This is a genomic window from Mucilaginibacter sp. (assembly GCF_025362475.1).
In the GTDB taxonomy this organism is placed as follows: Bacteria; Bacteroidota; Bacteroidia; order Sphingobacteriales; family Sphingobacteriaceae; genus Mucilaginibacter.
Genome location: NZ_JANYGH010000035.1, coordinates 1 through 13,359 on the forward strand (window position 1 = coordinate 1; position 13,359 = coordinate 13,359).

General features: G+C 40.9%; 10 protein-coding genes. 9 read left to right on the plus strand and 1 reads right to left on the minus strand.

Annotated features, from left to right (window positions below; all coding sequences use genetic code 11):
* Positions 1-35: 35 nt before the first annotated feature.
* Positions 36-1,154 carry a glycosyltransferase gene (locus tag Q0R88_RS12580; RefSeq protein WP_295716571.1) on the minus strand — a complete coding sequence of 373 codons (1,119 nt, stop codon included), beginning with the start codon at positions 1,152-1,154 and terminating at the stop codon, positions 36-38.
* 874 nt (positions 1,155-2,028) lie between these two features.
* Here Q0R88_RS12580 and Q0R88_RS12585 point away from each other — a divergent pair.
* The 9 genes from Q0R88_RS12585 (at position 2,029) to Q0R88_RS12625 (ending at position 13,317) form a co-directional block, all read left to right on the plus strand.
* Entirely contained in the window at positions 2,029-3,195 is a 1,167-nt protein-coding gene (locus Q0R88_RS12585) for an alpha-xenorhabdolysin family binary toxin subunit A (RefSeq protein ID WP_295716573.1), read from the plus strand.
* An 89-nt stretch (positions 3,196-3,284) separates the two neighbouring features.
* Positions 3,285-5,672: a hypothetical protein gene (locus Q0R88_RS12590; protein WP_295716574.1), complete on the plus strand. Its 2,388-nt coding sequence runs from the start codon at positions 3,285-3,287 to the stop codon at positions 5,670-5,672.
* Complete coding sequence (locus tag Q0R88_RS12595) at positions 5,648-6,337, plus strand: hypothetical protein (protein ID WP_295716576.1); 690 nt, start codon at positions 5,648-5,650, stop codon at positions 6,335-6,337. The genes Q0R88_RS12590 and Q0R88_RS12595 overlap by 25 nt, the downstream gene beginning before the upstream one ends.
* A 333-nt stretch (positions 6,338-6,670) precedes the next feature.
* Positions 6,671-7,390: a hypothetical protein gene (locus Q0R88_RS12600; protein WP_295716578.1), complete on the plus strand. Its 720-nt coding sequence runs from the start codon at positions 6,671-6,673 to the stop codon at positions 7,388-7,390.
* 518 nt (positions 7,391-7,908) lie between these two features.
* Positions 7,909-9,039: a tRNA guanosine(34) transglycosylase Tgt gene (gene tgt / locus Q0R88_RS12605; RefSeq protein ID WP_295716580.1), complete on the plus strand. Its 1,131-nt coding sequence runs from the start codon at positions 7,909-7,911 to the stop codon at positions 9,037-9,039.
* An 83-nt stretch (positions 9,040-9,122) separates the two neighbouring features.
* Positions 9,123-10,226, plus strand: a complete 1,104-nt coding sequence (locus Q0R88_RS12610; RefSeq protein WP_295716582.1) for an LptF/LptG family permease — start codon at positions 9,123-9,125, stop codon at positions 10,224-10,226.
* On the plus strand, positions 10,226-11,128 hold the full coding sequence (locus Q0R88_RS12615; RefSeq protein ID WP_295716583.1) for an EamA family transporter: 903 nt from the start codon (positions 10,226-10,228) through the stop codon (positions 11,126-11,128). Before Q0R88_RS12610 ends, Q0R88_RS12615 begins: the two co-directional genes overlap by 1 nt.
* A gap of 1,018 nt (positions 11,129-12,146) precedes the next feature.
* Positions 12,147-12,425, plus strand: a complete 279-nt coding sequence (locus Q0R88_RS12620) for a LapA family protein (RefSeq protein ID WP_295716585.1) — start codon at positions 12,147-12,149, stop codon at positions 12,423-12,425.
* Positions 12,426-12,429: 4 nt separating this feature from the next.
* Complete coding sequence (locus Q0R88_RS12625; protein ID WP_295716587.1) at positions 12,430-13,317, plus strand: NAD(P)-dependent oxidoreductase; 888 nt, start codon at positions 12,430-12,432, stop codon at positions 13,315-13,317.
* The last annotated feature ends 42 nt before the right edge of the window (positions 13,318-13,359 follow it).

The following is a 13,359-nucleotide window of genomic DNA, read 5'->3' on the forward strand; positions in this document are numbered from 1 at the left end:
AAAATCATTTTTAGCGTTCTCGGTAAAATTCGCGTTTATTTCCATTGGGTGGTTTTAAAAAAGGCCCCAACTAAGCCAAATACATTTAAATACATATAATATACTATGTCAAAAAATGGCAAATACCAAATAAGATCTTTACCATCTAACTTTTTAAATACCTTACTATATATGATCAACTGCACAATCAACCTAAAAATGAACAACCCTAATGCCAATAAGGGCTCAAACTTTAAAACCAGGCAAAGCACGAGCAACAGGTAAAACAAAAACCCGCTCACGGCGTCAAAGCTAAGCATTTGGCGGTGCTTATTCTTGTATAATTTACCCACACCTGCATGCCTTTTCTTTTGCCTGTACCATGATGATAACGTAGTTTTTGCACTGGTATAAGTAAAGGTTTCCGGATGAATTTCTATAATAGTATTGTCTGCAGTGGCATGTTGATTTACAAAAAGGTCATCATCACCGGATATTACATGCATGTGCGATGCAAAACCCTTAGCGCTAAAAAACAACGATTTTGTGTAAGCCAGGTTACGGCCGATACCCATATACGGATCGCCGTTTAAAGCACATGACAAATAGTTCATCCCGGTTTTAACGGTTTCGAACCGGGTAAACCTATTTAAAAAATTGCTGGTTTTATAATAGGGCGAATACCCCAAAACTATCTCGGCGCCGGTACCAAAATTAGCGGCCATACGGGTTATCCAGTTTACCGAAGCCGGTTTACAATCGGCGTCAGTGAATATTAAATATTCGTTTTTTGATGCCTTTATCCCCAGCGTAAGGGCAAATTTCTTCCCGGTTTTAAACCGGTCATGCTCGGTAATGGTAACCACTTTAAGGTGTGGATACTGGCGCTGCATATCTTCCAGTACCTCATTCGATGCATCATATGAGCAATCATTTATCACCACAACTTCAAAATCGGGATAGTTTTGCGCTAATATTGATGGGAGATTTTCCTGCAGATTTTGCGCCTCGTTACGCGCGCTAATTACTACAGAAACAGGAATCAACACTTTGGGCAATTCCTCCAGGGGATGATAGCCGGCAAGGCGACTGTGGTTGCTAACCAGATAGTACAGCTGAACAATAAAACAAAGCTGAAAAAGCAGAAAGAGTATGTCTTGTATATAAGTTTCCAATGAACAGTAATAATCAGCAAAGTTGTTAAAATTACACGAATTTAAAGACCTTAATTGGCGTAAATTTAAGATTTAGAGGACATAGCATAAGGTATTTTTCCACACTTTTAGGATGAAGGGGATTTGTGTGGATAACGCTTCACTCAGATAGATTGTAACCAAAATAAAACTAAGCGTCTGCCACACCCGATTTTAGCCTGTTTTTAAATGCAAAACGCCAACAGAATCCGGGGATACACAAAGGCAAATGACGTTTTAAAAGGTTTGTCATCCTGAGGAACGAAGGATCTATTCGCAGACTGTACAGGTCGAAGAAGTATGGCGAATAACAGATCCTTCACTGCGTTCAGGATGACAAAAAGTTCCCTTGCGAACACGTCATAGGTAAGCATGGAGCAGCCCCAGCCTCGCAGAGAAGCTTTGCAAATCCGATCTACATAGTTGGGATTATTAATGATGTGTTTTGATTTTATAGGTATTAATGAGTTCCCCGCGGTCGGTTGTTTTCTTACCTCGTATAACGGTCGGTTCATTTATTTTTAAACAGCCTCTGAGATAGCATCACCGATATCCTCCTTTTAAACACCCCTGAAATATTCAGAAATCCCACCTGGTTATATAGGTTTTCTCAGCTAAAAAGCCCCTCAAACAAAAGCCTTTTTAACCCTGCTTTCCTTTTAGCAAATACTTGAACTTGCGTAACGAAATCACTCCCAATATCGGGGTTATAAACAAATAATTCAAAGGGCTCAGGCATTGTCTGGTCTGTTGAGTATTGTTTTTAGCAGCAGGTATTCGTAAGCATTTTCGACACAACAATTAATATAATCAATAAACCATATCTATTTTAAAATCAAATTTAACCTACAATTTTATGTCAAACACAAAAATCGATCTTACCCCGCGCGACCTGGCTAAAGGCACAACTTTCGCGCTATCATCCAATGAGTGGTTATCAATACAGGTATTTGTTACCGGTGCCATGTTATTGCCTACTACCACGGCGCTATTGCAGAAAACCCTGCCTGGCGTGCCATCCGGTGGAATTGAACAATTTGAGCCTCTGGTTAATGGGTACAAAAGTCTATATGATATTTGCGATAAATTCGACACCGTTACCAAACCAGACAGCGTGAAGTGCGCTTCAGATCTGATTGCTTACAATGTTTCAGTACCGATATTTTACCGGGCTATTTTGGCATTGCTGTTAAAAATTGAGGCCAACCCCGCAGATACCGTATCAATTAATCAGCTTAAACAAACGCTGCAGGTAATGATCAATAAAGCGCAGGCTTTTTCAACCCATGCTACCAATGTTGCAACGGCGATGCAAAAATTTTCTTTAGATACATCAGTTAATGAAGCTGCTATTGGAACATTATTTAAAACTTATAGCGACAAGATATCAGGAACAAGCGGAACAATTAAAACGATGCAAGCCCAACTGGCACAGGATAAGGCTGATCTTTCTGGCGCGGAAGACGAATATAAGCATGACGTTATTGTAGCTGCCACATCAGCAAGCTACGCCTGGATTTGGCCATGTGGCACTGTTGCCGCAGGCATCGTGGCTGGTATTTATGGCAAAAAAGCAACCGAGGCAAAAGCGAGAATAGAGGCGCTTGGCGAATTGGTGAACACCCTTGAGGCTAAGATTGCCGCCGACGCCACACTTGTGCTTGATTTAACCCGCATTAATACCGATATCACCGGCATTACCCAAAAAATAGATGGCGCCCTTCCCGCCATTCAGAAAATACAAGGTATGTGGAATGCGCTGAAGGATGACCTTTCCAGCATCCTGACCACTATTAATGGCGAAATTGCAGATATGCCATCATTTATTGCAGGCCTCGGAATTGAGGAGGCTATTGCATTATGGCAAAAAGTAGCTGATGAGGCTAATGATTATCGCATTAACGCCTATATTACTATTGTACCCAACCCAACAGTGGCTATCCAAGCTACAAATGAACTTAAAATAGCGCTGGACCGGAAAAACAGGGTGAGTGTACACCAACCCGAGCGTGTGTTAGCATAATAAAGAACAAGAAGCCTCATAAATACAGGCCGGGTGAAACATCCGGCCTGTAAACGTTAACCTACACTTCACTTTTTAATTCCCTCAAAATGGCAATTTCAGTAAATGACAAAAAAGACTGGGCCGATTATTATAAAAACGCCCAGAATACCTCCAATAAAATACCATGCACCACCGCTACGATACCCTTTAATGGTCAGCTTATTTTCCGCGACCTGGTTGTGGATATGGATGAAGTATTGGCAACTGCGGATAAGCACAAATCGGCTATTGTATACATCATTGCGGATATTGTAAAGATGCCCACTGCAGATATTCAGCTCTTTAACCGTGGGATATTTATCATCAGCCGCAGGCTGGTTTGCAGTTCATCTGCAGTTACCATGGATTTTAAATCAAATAATGCTGCAACTTTTATGCTGTTTGCCACAGAAATTAGCGGCGAACTAAAAATAAACACCTGCGGCCCACAGGAAGAAGCAAAGAAATTTGCCCTGACAGATTTTCCGGGCTTAGGTATTCATGTTAAACACGCGGATTTTAAAACCGAATTGGTTAACCTGAACTCAGAGCACCTTAAACTTATTACAAATAATCCGGTGCATCCCCTACCTGGTGTAGAGCTACAGCTCACGCTTTCCTCTCTTTACCAGTTTAGTACACGACTGGTAGATTCAGAACCGGCCGCGGCAAGAGCTATACTTGGCTGGGTTAAGGCTGCATCCCAAAATAATGTTGTACTTGCAGATCTTTATTATCAAAGTTCGGCCTTGTTGGGTGAACTTACTCTTGAAGAAAGTAATTTAAATTTTGTACCGCTGCTTAGTCCGGTCATTTACGAAACAGTTGCAGGAGCCTATTTAGCCGCTGTTGGTAATTATGAAACCCAATACAATCTGATAACCAGGGATTCAACCAGCAAAGCCGATCAGATAAAGGCCGGGAATCAAATACTAACTTATTTTAACAATACCGCTGCATTTACAGATAGTTTGATAGCGCAGGCTGTATCAAATCTTGATGCCGCAACAAATGCCTATGGGCAGGCGCAAGCCAATATGACCTTCACAAGCATAGCCTGTATGCGGGCTGCTACCGATTTCGAGATCGGCGTGGCGATATGGAAGCAGGACCAGGCATTAAAAGCCGCTTTTGAGATTTGTATGGCCGTTGGCACTTTTGCAGCATCTATAGGTGCTATGTGTGTTGGCGATGCAGCGGCTGCGGGTGCGGCCGCCGGCGCGGTAGCCAAAGCTGGAGCAGCCGCCAGCGCCGCCGCAGATTCCGCAACAACCGTATCAAAATTTGCAACAGCAATAGGTAACCTATCCAAGGCTATGTCAAAACTCGAAAACATAGCCAAAATGCTGGAGAACACTTTTAAATTCATGAGTGCACTCAGGGATGCTGCTAAAAAAATGGACTATACCAAGGCTGTTACAGATTTTGAGATACCGGATGCCGGCGACATTTCGGGCCAGGCTGAGTGGGATATTTTTCGCTTACAGGTGGATGATATGATGAAGGGCGCAGAAAGTGAAAACATTGCCGGCGCGGCAGACTACAGGCAACAGCTGGATATCTTATCTATATACGGAAAAGCGCAATCAACCGCGCAGGCTACTATGGTACAGGTAACGCAGGAGTTGGCAAGGCTATACATGCAAAAAAAGGTGAGCATAAATATGATCAACTCCTATAAAGATTACCTTAAAGCGCTTGAAGGAGATATCGCAATAGATAAAAACACCCTGCATAACGTTTATGTATTGCAAATGAATATGAAAACCTATATGTACATGGCCATCAGGAATTATACCCGGGCTTATAAATACTGGGCCATGAGTAAATCCTTAGTCACTCCATCGATTTTAAAATCAGCAGCGGAGCTTACAGAAGATGTGGCCACGATGAAAACCGATTATGCTGATGCCTTGAAAAAATTTGAACCAAAGCCACAGGATTTTGAAATATCAGACGAAGGTTTCAGTGTAAATATTACCGATCCGGATGCAATTAAGGCGTTTATCGAAGACGGACAAATTACTGTACTTGTTGACAAGGATACCGAGGTATTTCAGGACTTGGAACGGGTTAGGATAACTAAAGTACGGGCATGGATACATGGCATCAACGTTACTAAAATGCTTAAAGTAAGCATCCGCACTTCTGGTATATATGCCGATGAGTACCAAAAAGAGAAATATAATTTTAGCAGCAACCCTACAAAACTGACATTCGCGTACCATAATGAGGATGGCAAAATCATCATAGATACCGAAGGCGCCATAACCGAAGAACTAAAAGCCGCTTACTTTAAGCCCACTCCTTTTACAGAATGGACTATCGCAGTAGATAAAAAGGTACCCCGGAACCAGGTGAACAAAATAACGCTGTCATTTGCAGGCTCTGCCATATTTACAAAATCCTGGAAAAAAAATCACCTAAAAAAATGGGAACTACAGGAAGATCATTGATAGCGTTTAATATGGGCGCGTTGTTTACCATACCCAAAACGGATATGGACGCCATTAAAGCACGTGTAAAAACCTGCAAGCAGGGAGCAGCTATTGAGGACACCATCAAGCAGCACCTTCCTCATTTTTCTGACGCACTTGCTGCCGCTTACCTCTGGGACCTTAATATTACCCCGCAAATGAAGTTGCAATGTAATTTGCTGATGGGGTATGCCGCAAAAGCCAAAACTGATTTTTCGGCACTGGATATTGCGGTACAGCAATTAATTAACAATCAGCAGGATATAACACTTACAGTGCAGCAACAGGCAACAGTAGTGGTAGCAGCTTTAAATAAATCAACCCAGGCTCTTTCTGCTTCTTTTATCAATATTGTAAATCAGATCCAGGTCTTTAATAAAGCCAACCAAGAACTTGATAGTGATATTGCCGGTAGTGAATTTGGTTTTATGAAAGAAATAACCGCAAGCATAGCCGTGCTTGACCATGCCACCGGAAGTATCCGGGGGGCATGGTCGGCACTTGCCGATGATCTGGAAGCCATTGCAAAAACAAGCCCGGTTGATTTTACTTTCCCCTTCATTGCCGACCTAAACCTTTCTGCAGCCATAGCGGCATGGGATCAGCTTCAAACAGAGTGTGATGCGTTTTTGAGATCACAATAAATGATTATCAAGCCAGGGAAATCGCTTTTAAAAAGAAGGCACCTACAGAGCCAAAAACGAGACATTTTTTTCGCTATAAACACGTAACTCCGCTGGAGTTGAAAATGGGTTCTGTATCATTGACTCCGTAGGAGTCACGTGTTTATAGCACAATAAAACCAAAAGCCGGGCTCCGTAGGTGCCTCCTGTTTGCTTTTAATTTAAAAACTAATCAAATGGTTATCAATTTATTAAAATCGATTTCATGTTACAAAGCTGAATGCCGCTAAACTCGAAAAACTTTACTTATTACAACCACATTTCACTTTCACAAACCAATTCAATCTACAAATCATGGCCTCAATTAACTATGCTAATCCCATGCAGGGAAAACTATTTTCACTGGCACAAGGCAAAGGCAGTTTAAGTGGTTTTTTTCAGGATGCTGTTATCATTTTGCTGCCCAGGCCCGGTTACATGCCCATACCTCCCGTAGAATATGTAGATCTCAGGATAGATAGGATTACAGATATTATCAGCAATAATATAATTGGCGATTGTATACAATGGTCGTTTATCAAGCTAACTGATAATAAATTTATGCTAACCTGCAATAGCCCGCGAACAGGCAAAACCCATGTAATGACCTGTAGTGAGTACCCGAACATTTGCCAAACAGTTAAAGTAAATAACTTTGATCTTCCTGCTAATACGGAAGATGTGAACCGGGGTAATCAGTTCACTTTAACCTATGTAGAACAGAGTCCCTGCTTTTTTTATTTAAAAAATGCTGATAATTTGTACCTGGCCACTACCACAGAATCGGTTCAGATACTTGGGCTAAACGTTGGCATATTAACCTTTTTTACCGAAGATCAAAAAAATAACCCCGCTATCAACGCCAATTGCGTTTGGTTCATCGATACAGTTATTGACAAGCTTCGCCAGAAGGATGGTGAGATTATTTATATTGACGATGAGGATGTTAAACGGCCTGTTTCGTTTGCCGACATATCTAAAAAAGTGAACAAAACTATTGACATAGCTTTCCTCAATGCATTGATGGGAAGATGAGCTGACATAGATCTGTGAGTCGTTGCTGAGTATCGCACAGAGGCCTTCGCCCACTATTTTTTTTTAATTTTTTAATGTAGAAACGCATAATTGCGTCTCCCGCCTGCAAATCGACCTTGCAAATCGCATATGCAAATCGACTTGCAAATCCTGATTGTCCTACGGTAGACGCAATTATGCATCTCTACAAAATTGGCGTTTAAAATTATGCCATTACTGTTTTTTTCAGCTTGCTGGTGCTCACTCACAATAACATAAGGCATAAAACATTAAAGTATATTGATAATAAACCACTTACAACAACACCATTAAATGATACAAAGACAGCCCGACTAAAAGGAGCTCATTAATGCCTATAAAAGCGGACGTCATAACCTGCTGGTTTTCTTTTAAATGCGATTCCCTGAATGTTCAGCTTATTGATTCCGCAAAATTTAGATCTTTTGTATCTTTTTTACCTCCGTCTCCTTTGGAGAGGGCCCGGATGAGCCTTTTTTTGTTAATTTTGCCCCTTCGAAATGAAATTTAAATTAACAACACAAGATCCGCTTTCAAAAGCCCGCGCAGGTGAAATTACTACAGATCACGGCACTATACAAACCCCTATATTTATGCCTGTTGGTACCGCCGGCACAGTAAAAGCAGTACACCAACGGGAGCTTAAAAGTGATATAGAGGCGCAAATCATCTTAGGAAATACCTATCATTTATATTTAAGACCAGGCCTCAACACGCTGGAAAGCGCCGGTGGCCTGCACAAATTTAACGGTTGGGAGGGTCCTATTTTAACAGATAGCGGCGGTTACCAGGTATATTCTTTAACCGAAGTACGCAAGATAAAGGAGGAAGGCGTTACTTTCCGATCGCATATTGATGGCTCAAAACACCTGTTTACACCAGAGAACGTGATGGACATACAGCGCATTATTGGGGCCGATATTATCATGGCTTTTGATGAATGTACCCCCTATCCATGCGATTATAACTACGCGCGCCGCTCTATAGAAATGACACATCGCTGGCTTAAACGCTGCTGCGACAGGTTTGACAGCACCGAGCCAAAATACGGTTACAACCAAACGCTTTTCCCTATTGTACAGGGGTCTGTTTATAAGGATTTGCGTATGAAATCGGCAGAAGCCATCGCTTCTTTTGAGCGTGAAGGCAATGCCATAGGCGGACTTTCTGTAGGCGAACCGGCCGAAGAAATGTACGCTATGACAGAGATTGTGTGCAATATTTTGCCAGAACAAAAGCCACGTTATTTAATGGGCGTAGGCACTCCTATTAATCTATTAGAAAATATAGCATTAGGCATTGACATGTTTGACTGCGTAATGCCTACCCGCAACGCCCGTAATGGAATGCTTTTTACAAAAAACGGCATCATTAATATCAAGAACGAAAAGTGGAAAAATGACTTTTCGGCTATTGAAGATGATAGTGAATTGTTTGCAGATAGAGATTATAGCAAGGCTTATTTACGCCATTTAATCCACTCCGGCGAGATGCTGGGAGCGCAAATTGCCACCCTTCATAACCTTCATTTCTATATTTGGCTGGTAAAAGAAGCCCGTAAAAAGATCATTTCCGGTGAGTTTTATGCATGGAAAAACATGATGGTTGGCCGCCTGGGGCAACGATTATAATACTCCTGCAATCAAATAAATAAAGGATATAAGCGTTGCTTACATAATATAAACCGTGGCTTTAAAAAACAAATAATCTGCCGATGAGGACTTTTATACACCGGTACCTGATGGTTATCGACAGGTTTATTATTAAAAAATACCTGGGCACTTTTGCATTCACAATGGCAATTTTTGCGGTGATATCCGTTGTGTTTGATGTATCAGAAAAGCTGGATAATTTCACTAATAAACATGCAACTTTGCATGATATCGTATTCAGGTATTATGCCGGTTTTATTCCTTTTTACCTCAATTTACTGTCGCCGCTCATCAACTTTTTAGCGGTAATATTCTTTACGGCCAAGATGGCCAACCAAACAGAAATTGTACCTATTTTAAGTGGCAAAGCAAGTTTCAACAGATTTTTAAGACCTTATTTTATAGCCGCCTCTTTAATATTCGTCGTTTCTTTTTTCGCCAATGTGTACCTTATACCCTATACAAATCGCCTAAAAAACGATTTTGAAAACGCCAATGGTATAACAGATAATGACCCAACCAAGAGCCAGGTACACATGCAAATTGATAAGCACACCTTTGTTTACCTGTCAAATTACGACCCCACAAACCATACAGGTTATACTTTTATCATGGAGAAATTCAATGGTGATACCCTCCGCGAGAAGCTAATTGCCCAACAGGTAACCTATGATTCCGTGAAAAGAATATGGTCATTAAAGGATTATTCAGTAAAATATGTGAGGGGCTTAAAGGAGCAATTCATCCATAATCTGGGCCAAAAAGACACGGTTTTGGATATGCATCCAAGCGACTTTATTGTGTATGATAACGTATATGCAGCCATGTCATTAAAGGATCTGAACAAGAATATTGACAAGGAAAAACTGCGCCGGCCAGAGGTTTTAAACAACCTTTATTATGAAAAATTTCACCGTTTTGTGTACCCTTTGTCTGCCTATGTTTTAACTATTTTGGGGGTAGCATTGTCTTCCCGCAAGGTGCGCGGAGGCGTGGGCTTACCGTTGGGGATAGGCATTTTGCTTTGTTTTACCTATATAATTTTAGAGAAATTTTCCATTGTATTCTCTATAAAAGGAGGTGTACCTCCCTTGTTAACGGTGATGATTCCTAATACCATATTTGGTATACTCGGCTATTATTTACTTTTAAAAGCACCAAAATAATGGCTCAAAATCCCTCAAATACCTTAAATAAAAACCTGATTATACTACATTTTACGGTGTTTATTTGGGGATTTACGGGCATTTTAGGGCAATTAATCACCATTTCTGCCGTGCAATTGGTGTGGTATAGGGTACTTATTGCCTTTGTTTCGCTATTCTTATACTTCAGATTCAGCAAAACCGACTTTAAAGTTGACCGTAAAACATTGCTAAAAATGCTTTTTACAGGTGCCCTTGTAGGTGGTCACTGGATTCTTTTCTTTGCTTCTATCAAGCTTTCAACTGTTCCGGTAGCGTTGGTTTGCTTATCCAGCATCACTTTATTTACGGCAATTTTTGAGCCCATCATCAACAAAACAAAGATCTCTAAACTGGAGATCCTGGCCGGATTATTAATCATCAGTGGCATAGTTTTAATTTTCAAATTCGAAACACAATACACTAAGGGTATCATAGCCGGCCTGGTAAGCGCAGTTTGCGCCAGTCTTTTTTCTATTATCAATTCCAGGTTTGTACAGAAAAGTGAAGCCCCTATCATTGCCTTTTATGAACTAAGCGGCGCGTTTTTATGGATATCCATATACCTTTTAGCAACCCATGGATATAACGAAAAACTCATATTAAAGCCTGCCGACATTGGTTACCTGGTACTACTTGGAACTGTATGTACATCCCTTGCCTACGTTGCAGGGGTATCTGTAATGCGCGAACTTTCGGCCTTCCGTGTAGCACTCATCACCAACCTTGAACCGGTATACGGTATCATCATGGCTTTTATTTTCTTTGGCGACATGAAGAAAATGTCGGTTGGTTTCTGGGTAGGATCTGTCCTTATTCTATCTACAATTTTCCTGTATCCTGTGGCGCGCAAACAAATTTCCAGGCGCAAAAACCGGGCTTAATATTCTTCATTTTTTCTAATCTCTCTTCCTGTCGTAGATTTATCTTACCATTTACCGGTGATGGTAATTTCCCTTTATCTCATTAAATCTACCCACCATTTCATTTGTCTATTTCAAATTAAGTGCTGAATAGGGGATAAAACCCCACCTCAAAACAAACCGTTTTTAAGCCCTGTAAGCCACTTTAAATTTTAAAGGTGTCCCGATAGCTTCCCGCGCATTCGCGCCCAACACAGCCAAAATTCAATTTTTAGTTAGTGTATCAAATTAACAATTTCACAAACCACGTTAAAATACCGAACACTCTCTTAAATCCGATTTATTTTGAATAAAAAAAATCAAAAACTCAATTTATATAACAATTTTATTTACCTAAAAATCTGATATTTATAAAGATTACCAAAAGTAAAAATCAAACAAAACTGAGCTAACTAAAAACGCAAAAAACTAAAAAAATTAGTACAATTAAATAAACATAAAAATATACCTGTATAAATTACTATAATTCAGATAAATACAAGTTCTTAATTAATGCATAAATACATTTAAGCAATCTTCAGGAGCACTCAACTCAAAGTGTATCGAATTAAAAAATGAGAATTGTAATTAAATGGCGGCAACCATCGCCTTTGTATACAGGACCAAAAAAATGAGTGAAAAAATTTGATTCTCACAAAAGCAAACCCCTACATTTTTCAGCCTCAAAAACTATTCTCGAAAAAAACATGGCATCCTGATTTTTATAATTGGGTTTTAAAAATCAAATGATTTTACTTTTCAAATTTTTCGCATCAGCACCATTTCCACAAGTTTGGCAGCTGGTTTGATGAAAGGTTATTGATTTAGGAAATCGGGAAATTATAACGGAAAGAATTCACATCCACTTCCATGATTTTTATCAATCATTTTCAAAAGCAATCTGCCCTCTTTTTTGGGGCTTACAAATACTTCCATCAAAATGTATTTTTAATACACATTTAAAAACCTCATCTTGTATCAACTGTTAAATCAAATCACCATGAGCATAAAAACCATCACCATAATCGTCATCACAATTTTGCTTACCGCAGCACTCGCCCAAAATACAGACGAGGTTACGTTTGCATTTTTATTCATGAATTTCAGAGTCTCCAAACTTGCCCTCATGATCACGATGACCGTGATCGGTTTTATTTTAGGCTTTATGGTAGGCCGGCCCAAAAAGCCAAAATTTGATATTGGCGGCTATCATGACAGCATTCAAAAAAAGGAAGATAACAATACACTAAGTGACGAAGACAGAGACTACATCAGCTAACACTATGGAAAAGAAAATCGGTTTTATCGGCCTTGGCAACATGGGCATCAACATGGCCAAAAACCTCATTAGCGAAGGCTACCATTTACAAGTTTATAACCGCACCCTTTCAAAAGCCGACGAGCTTGACCCAAGCCAGATCACCAAATGCCCTACCCCGGCCGATGCCGCTGTTGGGGTATCCATTGTGGTGAGCATGCTATCAGAAGATGAGATCCTGCGAGAATCGGTTACAGGCGACCACGGAATTTTAAAAACCCTACAGCCAAATGCTGTGCACATATCCATGAGCACTATCTCGCCAGAGCTGGCTGTGGAGTTAGCTACAGCGCACCAAAAAGCGGGCAGCCATTACCTGGCCTCCCCTGTGTTTGGCAGGCCCGAGGCCGCCGCCGCTAAGAAACTTTTCATCTGCGTTTCCGGTCCGCAGCAAATAAAAGATTTAGCCAAACCAGTGCTTGAATGCCTGGGCCAAGCCATTCATGATTTTGGTGAAGAAACAGGCGCTGCCAACGTGGTGAAAATAACCGGCAACTTCATGATTATGGCTTCCATGGAAATGATGGCAGAGGCTTACACCCTTGCAGAAAAAAGTGGGCTGGACCGCGTACAGGTAGCCAACTTTTTTGGCTCGACTTTATTCAATGCGCCCATCTATCAAAACTACGGAAAGCTAATTGCCAACAAGCAATACGAGCCGGTTGGTTTCAAAGCCAAATTAGGCTACAAGGACGCGCGCCTTGCATTCAAACTATCGCAGGTGAGTGAAACACCCTTGCCCCTCGTAAACGCCGTACACAGCCGCTTATTAAGCGCCGTTGCAAAAGGAATGGGTGACAGGGACTGGGTGGAAGGTTTTGGCAGAGGAGTAAGTGAAGACGCGGGAGTTTAATCCCCATGTCCTTGCGAGGCACGAAGCAATCGCGAACTATAC

Coding starts and splice junctions, on each gene's coding strand:
- Q0R88_RS12585 (WP_295716573.1), top strand. CDS start 2,029: ATGTCAAACACAAAAATCGATCTTACCCCGCGCGACCTGGCTAAAGGC.
- Q0R88_RS12595 (WP_295716576.1), top strand. CDS start 5,648: ATGGGAACTACAGGAAGATCATTGATAGCGTTTAATATGGGCGCGTTG.
- Q0R88_RS12590 (WP_295716574.1), top strand. CDS start 3,285: ATGGCAATTTCAGTAAATGACAAAAAAGACTGGGCCGATTATTATAAA.
- Q0R88_RS12625 (WP_295716587.1), top strand. CDS start 12,430: ATGGAAAAGAAAATCGGTTTTATCGGCCTTGGCAACATGGGCATCAAC.
- Q0R88_RS12610 (WP_295716582.1), top strand. CDS start 9,123: ATGAGGACTTTTATACACCGGTACCTGATGGTTATCGACAGGTTTATT.
- Q0R88_RS12620 (WP_295716585.1), top strand. CDS start 12,147: ATGAGCATAAAAACCATCACCATAATCGTCATCACAATTTTGCTTACC.
- tgt (WP_295716580.1), top strand. CDS start 7,909: ATGAAATTTAAATTAACAACACAAGATCCGCTTTCAAAAGCCCGCGCA.
- Q0R88_RS12615 (WP_295716583.1), top strand. CDS start 10,226: ATGGCTCAAAATCCCTCAAATACCTTAAATAAAAACCTGATTATACTA.
- Q0R88_RS12600 (WP_295716578.1), top strand. CDS start 6,671: ATGGCCTCAATTAACTATGCTAATCCCATGCAGGGAAAACTATTTTCA.